This window comes from Microbacterium sp. AC132, from assembly GCF_979258525.1.
The window spans coordinates 504,715-520,200 of record NZ_OZ409862.1 but is presented as its reverse complement, the minus strand read 5'-3'; the positions used below and the strand labels follow the sequence as shown (position 1 = coordinate 520,200).

Here is a 15,486-nt window from a genome sequence, read left to right as displayed (position 1 = left end):
CCCGCGGTGGACGCGTTCGACGCCGCGATCTCCGGAGGGGAGACCTGTCTGCCGCGACGGCGGCGGCCGCAGAGGCTGCCGCGTCCGGTCGGGATGCCACCGAACCGCTCGTCGCCCGGAAGGGACGTGCGAGCTATCTCGGGGAACGCAGTGCCGGCCATCTCGACCCCGGTGCGGCGTCGACGACACTGCTGTTCGAGTCCCTCGCCCAGGCGACCGCGGAATCCTCCTGATGATCGGCATCGTCGCCGTCTCCCACAGCGCTCGACTCGGGGAGGCGGCGCTGGAGCTCGCCCTGCAGATGGTGCAGGGCGGGGAGCGCGAGTGAGAGTCGCCGCAGGCGCCGGAACGGATGCCGACGGCGCGCCCGTCCTCGGCACGGATGCCGTCGCTGTCGCCGCGGCGATCGATGAGCTGGCCGCCGACTGCGACGGTGTCCTCGTGCTGATGGATCTCGGCTCCGCAGTGCTGAGCGCCGAGCTCGCGCTGGAGCTGCGGACGAGCGATGTGCCGGTGCGCCTCGCCCCCGCGCCGTTCGTGGAAGGGCTGCTGGCGGCCGTCGTGTCGGCCGCTGCCGGCGCATCGCTGGACGTCGTCGCGGGGGAGGCGTCGATCGCGCTCGCCGCCAAGAGCGGCCAGCTCGAGGACCCGTCGACGGGAGCCGCTCCGATCGAGTCCGCATCGACCGACCGGTCGGGTGCCATGACGCGGACGGTGGTCGTGCGCAATCCGCTCGGTATCCACGCGCGACCGGCGGCTCTGATCGCCGAGGCATCGGCGGGCATCGATGTGCGACTGCGTCGACTGCCCGACGGCGCTGAGGCGTCGGGTGCGAGTCTGTCACGCCTGCTGATCCTCGGTGCCAGGCAGGGCGACCGGATCGAGCTGTCGGCACTCGGGCCCGACGCCGAGGGGGCGCTCGACCGACTGGTGGCCCTTTTCGACGACGGATTCGGTGAAGGCACGGACGTCGACGCCGTCGCCTCGGGGTCGGTCGGGGCGCACGCTGCAGAGACAGCCCTCGAGTCCCCTCCCGTCCGGGCAGGCGACGTGCTGCGTGGTCGCGGCGTGAGCTCGGGCAGGGTCGCCGCCGAGGCCGTGCTCCTCGCCGCGCCCGTGCGTGAGCCGGAGGAGAGCACCGTCGTCGCGCCTGGTGATCGGGAGGCCGAGGCATCTGCGATCGAGTGGGCCGCAGTGGCGGTGGCAGACCAGCTGCGGGCGCGCACGAGGGCGGCGACCGGCGAGGCTCGGGCGATCCTCGACGCGTCGCGTCTGCTGGCCTCCGACCCCGAACTGGTGGCCGAGGCGGCGGACCTCGTGCGGTCGCGGGGTCGAACGGCCGCGCGGGCGATCTGGGAGACATCGGCGGCGCACGAGAAAGGACTCGCGGCTCTCGGTGGGCGGATGGCCGAGCGAGCGGCCGACATCCGCGATGTCCGTGATCGGATGATCGCGGAGATCCTCGAGGTCGAGATGCCGGGCGTTCCCGAGCGTGAGGAGCCTTTCGTGCTGGTCGCGTCGGATCTCGCCCCCGCGGACACGGCAGCCTTGGAAGGCGGCAACTGCGTCGCGCTCGTGACGCAGCAGGGCGGCCCCACCTCGCATACGGCGATCATCGCCCGGTCGCTCGGAATCCCCGCAGTGGTCGGAGTCATCGGCGCGACCGGGATCCCGCGCGGTGCGGTCGTGCTCGTCGACGGCGATCGGGGCACGGTCGAGATCGACCCGAGCAGCTCTCGAGTCACCGAGGCGAAGGCCGCGTCGCTCGTGGTGCCGTTCGACGGCGAGGGGGTGCTCGCCGACGGACGGCGCATCCCGCTCCTCGCCAATGTCGGGGGAGCGGCCGAGGCCGTCGTGGCCGCTGCCTCGAAGGCCCAGGGCGTCGGTCTCTTCCGCACCGAGTTCTGCTTCCTCGACCGCGCCGACGCACCGACGATCGACGAGCAGGTCGACGCCTACCGAGGTGTCCTCGCCGCGTTTCCGGGGCAGAGGGTCGTGGTGCGCACGCTCGATGCCGGCAGTGACAAACCGCTGCCTTTCGCGAACTCCGACGCGGAGGACAATCCCGCTCTCGGCGTGCGGGGACTCCGGATCGCGCGACGGGCTCCGAAGCTGCTGGACGATCAGCTCAGGGCACTGGCGCTCGCCGCGGGGGCGGAGTCGGCACTCGTCGAGGTGATGGCTCCGATGGTGGCCACGGTCGATGAGGCACGCGACTTCGCGGAGCGTGCGCGAGAAGCCGGTCTGGAGACTGTGGGGGTGATGATCGAGACGCCCTCCGCCGCGCTCCTCGCGTCGGAGATGCTCGAGGTCGTCGACTTCGTGAGCATCGGGACCAACGACCTCGCCCAGTACGCGCTCGCGGCTGATCGACTGCTCGGAGAGCTGGGCGATCTGAACGATCCGTGGCAGCCGGCCGTGCTGCGACTGATCGGGCAGGCGGGTGCGGCCGGACGCCGGTGGAGCCTGCCGGTGGGGGTATGCGGCGAGGCCGCTGCCGATCCCGCTCTGGCCGCCGTGCTCGTGGGGCTCGGCGTCACGTCGCTGTCGATGACACCCCGTGCGCTGGGTCGAGTCGCGGCGGCGCTCGCGGGCGTCACGGGCGAACAGTGCGATGCCGCTGCGCAAGCGGTCCTGAGAGCAGCGACGGCTGTCGATGCCCGCGCCGCCGCAGCCGCCGTACTCAACGGAGAGTGACGCGGTCGTCGCGTCAACGACATATGCGCTCTCCGGCATCATTCTGATCTCGACATGTACGGGCTCCTGGTCGAGGTCGTCCCAGCGCGCCTAGGCTCCAGGAGGGGACGTCTGCATCGGCGAATGACGAGGTCGGAGGATTCAATGGCTGTCTTCATCACGGGTCGAGCGCGAGTGACGCTCGCCTTGATCGGGATCGGTGCCGTGGCCGCCGTGAGCGCCTGCGCCCCGAGTCCCCAGACGTCATCGCCTCCGTCGCCATCGCCGTCCCGGACGACCGCCGCGCCCGAGCCGTATGCCGGACCGATCGTGTTCGTCGGCGACGAGCTCGACGCATTCGCGCTCGCCCCCGAGGAGATCGTGGGGATCGTTCCGGACGCCACGGACGTCGGCGATCCGTCGCCGGTCCTCGAACAGATATCGGACGGCGGAAGCCTCCCTGCGGATCCGCCGATCTGCGACGCTCTCTACGCCGAGCAGTCACTCGGCAGCGTCGGGGCGAGGACGATCGAGTGGCAGGTGCCGACGGATCCCACGAACGGCTTCGGCCGGATGACGATCATGCAGTTCGCCGACGAGGCTCACGCCGAGGGCCGCATGGATCAGCTGCTCCAGGCGGCCGAGCAGTGCGCCGAGTTCGTCAAGGAGGGAACCGTCTCCTTCGATGCCGTGATCCCCGAAGCGTCCGAGAACACCCGGGCCTTCGCGGGCTCGCTGATCGATGCGGCGCTCGACTGGCGGTCGTTCAGCGCGTTCGCCTCGACCGGGAACGTGATCGTGCAGCTGTGGCAGCCTTTCAGCGGCGATCGCGACTTCGACGCCGAGGCGGCGGCGCTGCTGCTTCGAGAACGCGCTGAGGAGGCCCGGTCCGGGCTGGTCGAGGAGCTCACCGAGAACCCGCCCGTCGCCGAGACAGACCCGTCCGGCGATCCCGGAACCGCGTGGAGTGACTGGCAGGTCGGAGTCGGCGGCGTGGGTCCGCTCCGACTCGGCGACTCGGTCGAGTCCGCGGTCGCCGCCGCCGGCGAGGACGCGCAGGTCGTCGAACCCGAGTACGACGGCGGCCCGTGGACCCTCATCGCCCCCGCGGAGGCGGGGACGATCCTGGTGCGCCCCGTCGAGGCCGGCGATGCCGTCGGGTCGATCACCGTCGGGAGCGACCGCAGCCTCGGCGACATCGTCGGTGACGGAGCCGCGCTGCCGTCGCGAGGTGATATCCGCCTCGGCGCCCCCGTCGCGGATGCGATGGCTGCTTACCCCGGAGGCACCGTGGTCGAGGTCGTGTCGTCGAGCGATCACTTCTACGCCGTCACGACGCGCGACGGGCAGGTCTTCCGTTTCCAGGCCGATCGCGAGGTGCTCGAGGAGGGGGCGACGATCGTCGGCATCACGGTCGAGGACGCGACGGCACGCACGCCGCTGGTCTTCGGCTGACGACGGGCCGGTCGGATGACCGACCGGCCCGCAGCATGCCGGGAAGACGATGATCAGGCGTGCAGATCCACGCCCTTGGTCTCCTTCACCATCGACACGGCGATGAGGGAGATCACCGCCGTGATGGCGATGTAGACGCCGATCGTCCAGGCCGCCTGGAACTGGTTCATCAGAGCCTCCGCGATCATCGGTGCGAACGCCCCGCCGAGGATGGCACCCAGCGCGTATCCGATCGAGACGCCCGAGTAGCGGACGTTGGCCGGGAACATCTCGGCATAGAGAGCCGCCTGCGGGCCGTACGAGAGCCCGAGCGCGAACGTCATCACGAACAGCGCCACGAAGTACCAGAAGATGTTCGCCGTGTCGATCAGGAACCACATCGGCACCGCCCACAGCGCGAGCGCGATGTATCCGATCTGGAAGGTGCGGACGCGTCCGAGACGATCGGAGAGGTGGCCGCCCCAGAGCGTGAAGATGAGCCAGCCGAACGACGCGAGCGTCGTCGCCAGCAGCACGGGAGGACGCTCCATGCCGAGGGCGGTGACGGCGTAGGTCGCGAAGAACGCGATGAGCAGGTACCCGGCGGCGTTGTTGCCGATGAAGATCAGTGCAGTGAGCACGACCTGCTTGGTGTTCTTGCGGAACAGGCGACCCAGCGGCGCGGAGGCCTCCTGACGACGACGACGGAGATCCTCGAAGACGGGGCTCTCGTCGACGGCGCGCCTGATCACGTAGCCGACGGCGATCAGCACGATCGACATCAGGAACGGGATCCGCCAGCCCCACTCGAGGAACGCCTCGGGGGACATCGAGCTCGTCAGCACCCAGAGCGTGGCTGTGGCGAGGATCATGCCGATCGGGACGCCGATCTGCGGGAAGGCGCCGAAGAGCCCCCGGCGGGCCGTGGGGGCGTGCTCGACGGCCATCAGTGCCGCTCCGCCCCACTCGCCGCCCGCCGAGAACCCCTGCAGGATGCGGAGCACGATGAGAAGGATCGGAGCGGCGACGCCGATCGCGGCGTACGTCGGCAGCACGCCGATCAGCGAGGTGGAGAGTCCCATCATCACGAGCGTGAAGACGAGCATCTTCTTGCGGCCCAGCTTGTCGCCCAGGTGCCCGGCGACGATGGCTCCCAAGGGGCGGAAGAGGAAGGAGATCCCGATCGTGGCGAAGGAGAGGATCTGCGCGAATCCCTTGTTCTCCTCAGCGATCGGGGCGAGGAAAAGCGGCGCGAGCACGAGGCCTGCTGCTTGCGCGTAGATGAAGAAGTCGTACCACTCGATCGAGGTGCCGACCAGGGTGCTGGCGAGGACTCGCCGCTCCTCGGCGGGCATTCGCGCCGTCGAGGTGCGCGCGGATACTGCTGACGTCATGAAGAACTCCATTGTTCTGCGGGTGCGGAGGAGCGACGCTGCGTCACCCCGAGCTACTTACCGAATGATCGGTCAGTAATTGACGAGAGTAGCGCACGGTGGCCGGGCGACCCAAGCCCCACATCTGCGACCGCGCGACTCAGACGCCCTCAGACCTTGCCGAACGCGCGCAGCGGATGCTCGATGAGCTCCGTGACGCGGCGGAGGAAGCTCGCCGCATACCCGCCGTCGCACACGCGGTGATCGAACACCAGCGACAGTTGAGCGACGCGGCGGGCGACGATCTGACCGTCGATCACCCACGGGCGCTCGATGATGCGACCGATGCCGAGGATCGCGACGTCGGGGTGGTTGATGATCGCGGCCGAGCCGTCGACCCCGAGCCCGCCGTAGTTGTTGAGGGTGAACGTCGACCCCCGCAGCCGCTCCGGAGGCATCGCCCCCGAACGCGCCGTCGCCGACAGCTCGCGCAGCGCGACATCGAGCTGTTCGACGGTGAGCTCGTGCGCCCGCGGGATGACGGGCACCAGGAGGCCGCGCTCGGTGTCGGCGGCGACGCCGAGGTTGAGGCCGTCGAAGGAGATGATCTCCGACCCGTCGTCGCTCAGGCGGGAGGCGAGCACCGGATGCTCCGCGAGCGCGAGCACGACGAAGCGTGCCACGAGGGCAGTGATCGACGGTGCCCTGCCGCCGGCCGGAACCATCTCGGAGCGCAGATTCCAGAGCTCGGTGGCATCGACGTCGACCCAGACCGTGGCCTCGGGGATCTCGGAGCGGCTGCGGGTCAGTCGTGCGCTGACCGCCTTGCGCAGCGGGGACATCCGCTCACGGGAGACGACGGCGAGGCCATCGAGACGTTCGGCGTTCGCGGGCTGCGGTTGGTGATCATCGCGGCGATGCTGCGCCGCTGCCCCGTCGACGGCGTCGTCGACAGCGGCAGCCAGCACGTCGGCGCGCGTGACGGCGCCGTCATGGCCGGTCGGGGTGATGGCGTGGACGTCGAGTCCGAGGTCGCGGGCTAGTCGTCGCACCAGGGGAGAGCGGACGGCCACGGGCCGCCGTTCCGAAGCATTCGCGTCCGGCTTCTCGCGTGGCATCTCGGATGTCGCCTTCGCCTTCGGGCGCCGTCGGCCGGTCGCGCCGCGCTCCGTGGTCCCATAGCCGATCAGGACGTTGCCGGACCCTGCGCGCTCCTCTTCGCGGTACGCCTCCTGCTCCGAATCGCCGGCATCCGCACGGAGATCGCCTCCCGCATCCGTGTTCGGAGCGTCTGCCGAGGAAGGATCCGCAGAAGAAGAAGAGGCGCCGTCGGCGACCTCGAGCACCGGCGCTCCGACGTCGATGGTCTCGCCCGGTTCTCCGTGCAGTGCGGTGACGACGCCGGCGAAGGGCGACGGCAGCTCGACCACGCTCTTCGCCGTCTCGACCTCGGCGATCGCCTGGTCGGTGACGATCGTGTCGCCGACGGAGACGAGCCACTGCACGAGTCCGGCCTCGGTGAGTCCCTCGCCGAGGTCCGGCAGCCGGAAGACGTGGGTGGTCAGCGCCGTCATGACTCGTCCTCCCAATGCAGCGAGTCGATGGCGTCCAGCACGCGGTCGACGTCGGGCAGGTACCAGTGCTCGAGCTTGGGCGGGGCGTAGGGGGTGTCGAATCCGGTGACGCGGCGCACCGGAGCCTCGAGGTACTCGAAGCAGCGCTCGAAGACGCGCGCCTGGATCTCGGAGGCCACGCTGGCGAATCCGGGAGCCTCGGCGATCACGACCGCTCGTCCGGTCGCGCGCACGGCGGCGGTGACCGTGGCGTCGTCGAACGGGGACAGCGAACGGATGTCGACGACCTGCACGCTGCGCCCCTCGGATGCCGCCACATCGGCGGCCTCGAGCGCGAGCGGCACCGAGGCGCCGTAGGCGAGCAGGGTGACGTCGGTGCCCTCGCGGGCGATGCGGGCGGAGCCGATGTCCGCCGTCGCCGAGGTGTCGACCTCTCCCTTCGTCCAGTACAGCTTCTTCGGCTCGAGGAAGATCACCGGGTCGGGCGAGGCGATCGCCGCCCGGAGCAGCGAATAGGCGTCCTGGGGAGTCGACGGGCTCACGACGGTGAGGCCCGGGGTGTGCGCGTAGTACGCCTCGGAGGAGTCGCAGTGGTGCTCGACCCCGCCGATGCCGCCGCCGAAGGGGATGCGGATCACGAGCGGCATCCGCACCGCACCGCGCGTCCGGTTGCCGAGCTTCGCGACGTGACTGACGATCTGCTCGAACGCCGGCAGTGCGAAGGCGTCGAACTGCAGCTCGACGACGGGACGCATGCCGTTCATGGCCATGCCGACGGCTGTGCCGACGATGCCGGATTCGGCGAGCGGGGTGTCGAAGCAGCGGTCCTCGCCGAACCGCGCCGTGAGTCCGTCGGTGATGCGGAACACGCCGCCGAGCGCTCCGACGTCCTCGCCGAAGACGACGACCTCGGGATCGCTCTCGATCGCATCCGCGAGGGCGAGGTTCAGTGCGGCGGCCATGCTCATGGTCGACACGGACAGTGCGCGGGTGTCGACCCGGATGTCGTCGTGGGCGATGGTCATCGTGCACCTCCGGCTGCTGCGTGGTTGCGTGCGATCTCGTCCCTCAGCATCTGCCACTGCTCCTCGCGCTGCGGAGAGCGGGTCTCTGTGACGAAGCGGAACAGATCCTCGGGATCGATCTCGGCATCGACGTTGAGCGCCTCTCGCATCGCCGCGGCGGTCTTCTCGGCCTCCGCCGCGTACTCGGCTTCACGGTCGGCCGTGAGGACGCCGGCGCTCGTCAGGTGTGCTCGCAGTCGCGTCAGCGGGTCGCGCTCGACCCACGCCTGGACCTCGGCGCGCTCGCGATAGCGCGTGTCGTCGTCGGCGTTCGTGTGCGCCTGCATCCGATAGGTGTGCGCCTCGATGAGCGTCGGCCCGTCGCCCGAGCGGGCATGGGCGATGGCCTCGCCGAGAACGGCCAGCACGGCGGCGACGTCGTTGCCGTCGACGCGCTGCCCCGGCATCCCGTATCCGATCGCCTTGTGGGCCAGCGACGGCGCGGCGGTCTGGCGGCTGAGCGGTACCGAGATCGCGAACTCATTGTTCTGCACGAGGAAGACGACCGGCACACGGAAGACGGCGGCGAAGTTCAGCGCCTCGTGGAAGTCGCCCTCACTGGTCGCACCGTCGCCGCACAGTGCCAGGACGGCCGTCTGCTCTCCGCGCTTCTTCGCGGCATACGCGAAGCCGACCGCGTGCAGCAGCTGTGTGGCGAGCGGAGTGGCCTGAGGCGCGACGTGGTGCGCTCGCACGTCGTAGCCCGAATGCCAGTCGCCCTTCAGCAGCACCATCGCCTCGGCCGGTGCGACACCCCGGGCGATGACCGCGACCGAGTCCCGATACGTGGGGAAGAGCCAGTCGCCGGCGTCGAGGGCGAGGGCCGCTCCGATCTGGCACGCCTCCTGACCGTGCGACGACGGGTAGACGGCGAGGCGGCCCTGGCGGACGAGAGCGCTGGCCTGATCGTTGATGCGGCGCCCCTCGACGAGACCGCGATAGGCGGCGAGCAGGGTGTCCGTATCCGGCAGCGGGAAGTGCGGGTCGTCGACGACACGGCCCTCTGCGTCGATGAGCTGCACCGCCGTGTCGCGCGGGAGCAGGTGTGCGTGTTCCATCCGTTCGCCCTCCTTGCCGAACTCGATGACGCCAGCATGCTCTCCTCGCGACAGACGTCCAAGAACATTCGGCGCATCGTGGACGAATGCGATCTACTTGCTCACCTCCGTGACGAAATGTCAGAATTCAGGTAGAGGACGAAGGGGTTCCATGATCACGCTGGACGACACCGATCACGCGATTCTCGAGCAGCTGCGCATCGACGCCCGGGCGTCGATGACCGCCATCGCCGAGGCCGTGCACATCTCGAGAGCGGGCGCTCACGCACGGATCAAGCGGCTGACCGATGCGGGCATCATCACCGGCTACTCGGTGCGCACCGACCCCGTGCTGCTCGGCCACCATGCGAGCGCCTATGTGACACTCGCCATCGAGCAGGCCACCTGGCAGGAGGTCAGCGCCAGGCTGCGGATGATTCCCGAGATCGAGCACATGGCGCTCGTCGGCGGTGACTTCGACGTCATCCTGCTCGTGCGGGCGAGCGACGCGCGCGACCTCCGCCGCATCGTCTTGGAGGACATCCAGGCGATCCCCTCGATCCGCTCCACACGCACGACCCTCATCTTCGAGGACTTCACCCTGATCTGAGCGGATGCGGAGGTCATCCCTTCGCACTCGGACATCTGCGGCGCGCTCCGCGACAAGTGGGCTGCCGCATCGCGTTCGACAATGAGACGACCCGCCAGATCCTTGGCATGCGTCCCGCTCGAAGGAGAGTCCCGATGTCCGAATCCGCCGCATCCGCAGCCGCCGCGCTGCTCGACCGCATCCAGGCGCCGGAGGGCGCGGGGCGAGACATCCCGGATGCCGCCACACGCGAGGTCATGGGTCGTGCGCCCGAGCACTCGGTCAGCGACCTCGACGATGCGATCGCGCGAGCGCGAGCCGCTCAGCCCGGCTGGGAGTCCCTCGGCCACGCGAAGCGCAGCGAGCTGCTGATCGCTGCGGCCGATGCGATCGACGCGAACGCCGAGGCGCTCGCGCACCTGCTCTCGCGCGAGCAGGGCAAGCCGTTGAACGGCCCCAACGCGCGCTTCGAACTGGGTGCGTGCTCGGCCTGGCTGCGCACCAATGCGTCGATCCCGCTCGAGTCGCAGGTGCTCGTCGACGACGAGACCCTGCACGCCGAGCTCGTCTACAAGGCCGCCGGAGTGGTCGGCGCGATCGGTCCGTGGAACTGGCCGCTCATGATCACTATCTGGCAGATCGGTCCGTCGCTGCGGATGGGCAACACCGTCGTCGCGAAGCCGAGCGAGTACACGCCCCTGAGCGTCCTCGCGATGCTGGCGGTGATGAACGACGTGCTGCCCGCCGACGTTCTGATCGGTGTCTCCGGCGATCGCGAGGTGGGTGCGCGCCTCGCCTCGCACCCCGACATCGACAAGATCATGTTCACCGGATCCACCGCCACCGGGCGACGCATCATCGAGAGCTCGGCAGGCAACCTCGCCCGCCTCACCCTCGAGCTCGGCGGGAACGACGCCGGCATCGTGCTGCCGGGCACCGATGTGTCGGCGATCGCGCAGGACCTCTTCTGGGGCGCCTTCATCAACACCGGTCAGACCTGCGCCGCGATGAAGCGCCTCTACGTGCACGACTCCGTCTACGACGAGGTCGTCACCGCGCTCGCCGAGATCGCGGCATCCGTCCCGATGGGCAACGGGCTTGACGAGGACAACGTGCTGGGTCCGCTGCAGAATCGCGCCCAGTTCGACATCGTGTCGCGCCTGGTCGACGAGGCGAAGGGACGCGGCGCCCGTGTCGTCACGGGCGGCGAGGCGGCTCCCGAGCTCGGCGAGCTCTTCTATCGCCCCACGATCGTCGCCGACATCGACAACGACGCGGCCCTCGTGCAGGAGGAGCAGTTCGGCCCGGTGCTGCCGGTGATCCGGTACAGCGACGTCGACGAGGCGTTCGCGTTCGCCAACTCGGTCGACGTCGGTCTCGGCGCATCGGTGTGGTCGAGCGATCCGGACGCCGCCCGCGAGGCCGCGACGCGCATGGAGTCCGGCACGGTGTGGATCAACTCGCACGGCGGGCTGCACCCGATGGTGCCGTTCGGCGGCGTGAAGAGCTCGGGCTACGGCCTGGAGTTCGGTGTCGAGGGGCTCAAGTCCGTCGCCGTGACGCAGGTCGTGTCGGGGCCGGGCCGCAAGGCGCAGGCATGAGGACCGCGATCGTCGTCGGGGCCGGGACCTCGGGCGCGATCGTCGCGCGACGCCTGGTGGACGCCGGCGTCGAGGTGACGCTGATCGAAGCCGGAGGATACGACGCGAATCCGGCGATCCACGACCCGTCGAGGGCGGGGGAGCTGTGGCACTCCGCCGACGACTGGGACTTCTTCACCGTTCCGCAGAAGCACGCCGGCGGACGCCGACTGCACCTGCCGCGCGGGAAGGTCACCGGAGGCTCGCATGCGCTCAACGCCATGATCTGGGTGCGCGGCGCCGCCTCCGACTACGACGCCTGGGAACGCGCGGGCGCGACGGGGTGGGGCTGGAACACGGTCGAACCCGTCTTCGCCGCGCTCGAGCACGATGTGCTGCCCGTCACCGACGACTACGAGCTCTCGCCGATCCAGGCCTCGATCATCGACGCAGCCGTCGAAGAGGGGCTGCCCCGCAACCCGGACTACAACGGCGGCACCCTCGACGGCGTCTCGCAGCAGCAGGTGACGATCCGCGACGGCCGGCGGGTGAACACGTGGATGGCCTACGCGCAGCCGGTCGTCGACAGGCTCACGATCCTCACCGAGCGCGAGGTGCATTCGGTGATCGTCGAGGAGGGCCGCGCCGTCGGAGTCCGACTCGGCTCGGGCGCCGACTCCGAGGAGGTCTTCGCCGACGAGGTCGTGCTGTCGGCCGGTGCGATCGGATCACCCGTGATCCTCCTGCGCTCGGGCATCGGTCCCGCCGACGAGCTCGCCGCGCTCGGCATCCCCGTCGTGCTGGATGCACCGGGCGTCGGCAAGAACCTGCACGACCATCTGCTCTCACCGGTCATCTTCACCACCGAGAGGCCGGTCGGACCGCCGCAGCCGGGCGCTTCGGTCACGCAGTCGCACCTGTTCTGGCGCAGCCGCGACGACCTCGCCGAGCCCGACACTCAGCCCATCCACTTCTCGGTGCCGATGTGGGGCGAGCTCGAACCTCGAGGGGATGACGGATTCACCCTCATGGCCGGTCTCGTGACGCCGTACAGCCGCGGTGGGCTCACCCTGTCCGGTCCGGATCTCGCGGACCCGCCTCTGATCGACCTCGCCGCGCTCGAAGACGACAGGGACGTGGCAGCGCTCGCGGCATCGGTTCGTCAGTGCCGCCGGATCGGCGCGCAGCCGGCGCTCGCCGAGGAATGGGGAGCGACCGAGGTGTACCCCGGCCCCGACGTGTCGGACGACGGGATCGACGACTGGGTGCGCCGCACGGCCATCACCTACCACCACCAGGTCGGCACCTGCCGGATGGGATCGGATGCCGAGGCGGTGGTCGACCCTCTGCTGCGGGTGCGCGGTCTCGAGGGGCTGAGCGTGATCGACGCGTCGGTGATCCCCACCGTTCCGACGGGCAACACCAACGCCCCCGCGGCGATGATCGGCGAGCTGGGGGCGAGGTTCCTGCTCGGACGCTGACGTCGACGCTCGCGATGCCCCCTCCTGCCGAGTAGGGGGAAGGGGCATCAGCGTCTCATCCGGCGTGCGAGGTCGAACCTGCGTGTCGTCCCGCATGCGGGGTCACCAACGCATCCGAATCGCTGCTGAGCGGTGCGTCATCGACCCCGCAGGAAAAAGACGCGCACGCCAGGCGACGTGATCAGCCCGCGGAGTACACCTCGCGACCGGCGAACCACGTCGACCGCACGGGAGTGTGCACGATCTCGTCGGCCGGGCCGGCGATCGCATCTCGGGCGAGCACGACGAAGTCCGCGGACTTGCCCGGCGTCAGCGATCCGGTCTCCGCGCCGAGGCCCATCGCGGTCGCGGCATTGATCGTGAAGACCTGCAGGGCCTCCTCCGCCGTGATCGCCTGCTCGGGCCAGAGGACGCCGGGCGCTCGGCCGAGAGGATCGGCGCGCGTGACGAGACCCTGCAGCCCCTCGAGGGTGTTCGGCGATTCGCTCACCGGCCAGTCCGAGCCGCCGGCGACGAGCGCGCCGGCGTCGAGCAGGGCACGGTTGGGCTGCGAATGCTCGGCGCGGTCGCCGAGGACCTCGGCCAGCGCCTGCGGGATCACACCCGGGAACCAGATGAACGGCGAGATGTCGGCCGAGACGTCGAGGGCTCGCAAGCGCGGGATGTCGTCGTCGGCGAGGAACTGGCCGTGCGCGATCTGGATCGGGGTGGTGAAGCCGTCGGACCGGATGCGCTCGGCGACGTCGAGCACGAGACGCGCCGATCCGTCTCCCGTGCAGTGCACCTTGGCGCCGAGTCCGCGCTCGGCCACCGACCGCAGCCAGGTGTGCAGCTCGTCGAAGTCCATCGTCGTCTCGCCGTGGAAGTGCGCACCGTGCACGGCATCCGCGATGTACGGCTCGAGGAACGACGCCGTGCGCGCGGGTGGCACTCCGTCGAGGAAGATCTTCACGAAGTCGGGCCGGTGGTGCGGGGTGCGGAACTGCTCACCGAGATCGATGAGCGGGGTGCCGATCGGATCGAACCCGAAGATCTCATCGTTGATCAGCAGCGACGAGACGACCCAGGCGGTGAGCTCGTGCGACCGGTCGAGGGTCGCGAGGGCGGCGAGGATGTCGGTCGACACTCCGGCATCCTGGAAGGTCGTGATGCCGTAGGAGTTGAGGATCTCGACGCCGCGGCGCGACGCGGCCACGTGCTGCTCGCCCGTCAGCCCACCGCTGCGATCGTAGGCCTCCTGCACCGGGATTCCCGCTGCCTCGAACAGCACCCCGGTCGGCGTGCCGTCATCGGGATCGAGCACGGTGACTCCGCCGGAGGGGATGCTGTCGGCGGTGATCCCGGCGAGCTGCAGCGCCCGCGTGCTCGCCCACCTGTTGTGCCTCGAGTCCTCGACCAGGACGACGGGGCGACCGCCGGCCGCCTCATCGAGACGCTGCCTGATCGCGCTGTTCGCGAGGCCGGGCAGCAGAGTTGTCGACACCGGGCCGCCCACGATCCACGCGTCGGGCGGCAGCGCGCTGGCCTTCTCGCGCACCAGGTCGAGGATGTCGTCGAGGCCCAGCGAGGGCGGCAGCGAGAGCTCGAACAGCTCGGTGCGCCCGGCGAGAGCGTGGTGGTTGTGCACGTCGACGAAGCCGGGGTAGACCGCGGCATCGCCGACATCCAGCATCCTCGTGTCCGGTCCGCGGTGCGCGTCCATCTCGGCCCGCGTGCCGACGTCGAGGATCCGCCCGTCGCGCACCGCGAACGCCTCGACGATCGGTGCTCGGTGATCCGCCGTGCGGATCACCGAGCCCGTCACGATGAGCTCGGCCGTCGTCATCTCAGAGGGTTCCGAAGAGCGCCGGCTCGAGGCCGTTCGCGTGATGGGTCGTCGAGAGCAGTCGGCCGTGAGCGCCGAACGTGAAGTGCGTGGGCACCTCACCCGACTCGTCGAGCCCGAAGAGCACCCCGTGCGAGCGGATCGCGTTCACGTCCCGATGGTCGGCGATCGTGACCGATGCGCAGGGGATGACCTTCTCGCGCCACGCGAAGACGTAGATCCCGGGGCGCACCTCCCACACGCTGTTCTCGTCGGTGTCTGCGAGGCCGCGCTCGGGGCCGGCGAGGCACTGCCATGAGTACCAGCGCTCCGAGAGGTACACGTGCTCGTAGGCGTGCTCCTCGCTGTAGATCCACTCGACCCGGCGACCGATGAGCGTCGTCGTCGGCGCCGGCTCTGCACCCGTCACGGTCGCTCCGTCGATGATGCTCGGCGCGAAGACGTGCTGCACGCGGGTGCGTCCCTGCTCGGGCGCGGGCAGGATCACCGAGATGACGGCGAGGGCGCGGCCGTGGCGCAGGTCGACGATCAGAGACACTGCTTCGTTCGGCAGGTAGTCGTGATGGAACTGCACGAAGTACAGGTCGTCGTCGACCTCGAACGCCTCGTAGTCGTCGGTGTCGGAGGCGGGTGCTGTCGTGTCGTCGGCACCGGGCCGGTAGTCCCACGCGACCGTGGTGTCGGCGAACCGGTGCGAGATGCGGGTTCCCCGTGCGTCCACGACGGTGATCTCCCGACCGCTCAACGCGGTCGTATGCGGAGCCTTGTTCGCGTCGAAGCCGGGAGCCAGGCCCTCGAGCGGGAGCCAGGTGGAGGTGTCTGCGGGGTTCAGGGTCGTCATGTCTCTCCTCAG

The 15,486-nt window shown here is 69.8% G+C and carries 12 protein-coding genes; 6 read left to right on the top strand and 6 right to left on the bottom strand.

Annotation, left to right across the window (positions count from 1 at the left end):
* Positions 1-44: 44 nt before the first annotated feature.
* From ACZZZQ_RS02425 to ACZZZQ_RS02415, 3 genes are all read left to right on the top strand, one after another.
* Positions 45-233, top strand: a complete 189-nt coding sequence (locus ACZZZQ_RS02425) for a DAK2 domain-containing protein (RefSeq protein ID WP_463508083.1) — start codon at positions 45-47, stop codon at positions 231-233.
* Positions 151-2,697 (top strand): phosphoenolpyruvate--protein phosphotransferase, encoded by a 2,547-nt coding sequence (gene ptsP, locus ACZZZQ_RS02420; protein ID WP_463508082.1) that lies wholly within the window; start codon positions 151-153, stop codon positions 2,695-2,697. Before ACZZZQ_RS02425 ends, ptsP begins: the two co-directional genes overlap by 83 nt.
* A gap of 144 nt (positions 2,698-2,841) precedes the next feature.
* A complete protein-coding gene (locus ACZZZQ_RS02415) occupies positions 2,842-4,131 on the top strand; it encodes a hypothetical protein (RefSeq protein WP_463506813.1) in 1,290 nt (429 codons plus the stop codon).
* Positions 4,132-4,184: 53 nt separating this feature from the next.
* On the opposite strand, the gene ACZZZQ_RS02410 is transcribed toward ACZZZQ_RS02415, so the two are convergent.
* The 4 genes from ACZZZQ_RS02410 to pdhA all read right to left on the bottom strand — a co-directional run bounded on the left by ACZZZQ_RS02410 (position 4,185) and on the right by pdhA (position 9,179).
* Positions 4,185-5,504 carry an MFS transporter gene (locus ACZZZQ_RS02410; protein WP_056277770.1) on the bottom strand — a complete coding sequence of 440 codons (1,320 nt, stop codon included), beginning with the start codon at positions 5,502-5,504 and terminating at the stop codon, positions 4,185-4,187.
* A 149-nt stretch (positions 5,505-5,653) separates the two neighbouring features.
* Entirely contained in the window at positions 5,654-7,057 is a 1,404-nt protein-coding gene (locus tag ACZZZQ_RS02405; RefSeq protein ID WP_463506812.1) for a dihydrolipoamide acetyltransferase family protein, read from the bottom strand.
* Positions 7,054-8,082 (bottom strand): alpha-ketoacid dehydrogenase subunit beta, encoded by a 1,029-nt coding sequence (locus ACZZZQ_RS02400; RefSeq protein WP_463506811.1) that lies wholly within the window; start codon positions 8,080-8,082, stop codon positions 7,054-7,056. Before ACZZZQ_RS02400 ends, ACZZZQ_RS02405 begins: the two co-directional genes overlap by 4 nt.
* Complete coding sequence (gene pdhA / locus ACZZZQ_RS02395) at positions 8,079-9,179, bottom strand: pyruvate dehydrogenase (acetyl-transferring) E1 component subunit alpha (protein ID WP_056277509.1); 1,101 nt, start codon at positions 9,177-9,179, stop codon at positions 8,079-8,081. The genes ACZZZQ_RS02400 and pdhA overlap by 4 nt, the downstream gene beginning before the upstream one ends.
* Positions 9,180-9,330: 151 nt before the next feature.
* On the opposite strand from pdhA, the gene ACZZZQ_RS02390 reads away from it, so the two are divergent.
* The 3 genes from ACZZZQ_RS02390 (at position 9,331) to ACZZZQ_RS02380 (ending at position 12,808) form a co-directional block, all read left to right on the top strand.
* Positions 9,331-9,768, top strand: a complete 438-nt coding sequence (locus ACZZZQ_RS02390; RefSeq protein ID WP_187250130.1) for an Lrp/AsnC family transcriptional regulator — start codon at positions 9,331-9,333, stop codon at positions 9,766-9,768.
* 134 nt (positions 9,769-9,902) lie between these two features.
* Entirely contained in the window at positions 9,903-11,348 is a 1,446-nt protein-coding gene (locus ACZZZQ_RS02385; protein ID WP_463506810.1) for an aldehyde dehydrogenase family protein, read from the top strand.
* Positions 11,345-12,808 carry a GMC family oxidoreductase gene (locus ACZZZQ_RS02380; RefSeq protein ID WP_463506809.1) on the top strand — a complete coding sequence of 488 codons (1,464 nt, stop codon included), beginning with the start codon at positions 11,345-11,347 and terminating at the stop codon, positions 12,806-12,808. The genes ACZZZQ_RS02385 and ACZZZQ_RS02380 overlap by 4 nt, the downstream gene beginning before the upstream one ends.
* 181 nt (positions 12,809-12,989) lie before the next feature.
* Here ACZZZQ_RS02380 and ACZZZQ_RS02375 read toward each other — a convergent pair whose 3' ends face one another.
* On the bottom strand, positions 12,990-14,633 hold the full coding sequence (locus ACZZZQ_RS02375; protein WP_463506808.1) for an amidohydrolase: 1,644 nt from the start codon (positions 14,631-14,633) through the stop codon (positions 12,990-12,992).
* A gap of 1 nt (position 14,634) precedes the next feature.
* A complete protein-coding gene (locus ACZZZQ_RS02370; protein WP_463506807.1) occupies positions 14,635-15,474 on the bottom strand; it encodes a molybdenum cofactor biosynthesis F family protein in 840 nt (279 codons plus the stop codon).
* Between the last annotated feature and the right edge of the window lie 12 nt (positions 15,475-15,486).

Coding starts and splice junctions, on each gene's coding strand:
- ACZZZQ_RS02415 (WP_463506813.1), top strand. CDS start 2,842: ATGGCTGTCTTCATCACGGGTCGAGCGCGAGTGACGCTCGCCTTGATC.
- ACZZZQ_RS02410 (WP_056277770.1), bottom strand. CDS start 5,504: ATGACGTCAGCAGTATCCGCGCGCACCTCGACGGCGCGAATGCCCGCC.
- ACZZZQ_RS02405 (WP_463506812.1), bottom strand. CDS start 7,057: ATGACGGCGCTGACCACCCACGTCTTCCGGCTGCCGGACCTCGGCGAG.
- ACZZZQ_RS02400 (WP_463506811.1), bottom strand. CDS start 8,082: ATGACCATCGCCCACGACGACATCCGGGTCGACACCCGCGCACTGTCC.
- pdhA (WP_056277509.1), bottom strand. CDS start 9,179: ATGGAACACGCACACCTGCTCCCGCGCGACACGGCGGTGCAGCTCATC.
- ACZZZQ_RS02390 (WP_187250130.1), top strand. CDS start 9,331: ATGATCACGCTGGACGACACCGATCACGCGATTCTCGAGCAGCTGCGC.
- ACZZZQ_RS02385 (WP_463506810.1), top strand. CDS start 9,903: ATGTCCGAATCCGCCGCATCCGCAGCCGCCGCGCTGCTCGACCGCATC.
- ACZZZQ_RS02380 (WP_463506809.1), top strand. CDS start 11,345: ATGAGGACCGCGATCGTCGTCGGGGCCGGGACCTCGGGCGCGATCGTC.
- ACZZZQ_RS02375 (WP_463506808.1), bottom strand. CDS start 14,633: ATGACGACGGCCGAGCTCATCGTGACGGGCTCGGTGATCCGCACGGCG.
- ACZZZQ_RS02370 (WP_463506807.1), bottom strand. CDS start 15,474: ATGACGACCCTGAACCCCGCAGACACCTCCACCTGGCTCCCGCTCGAG.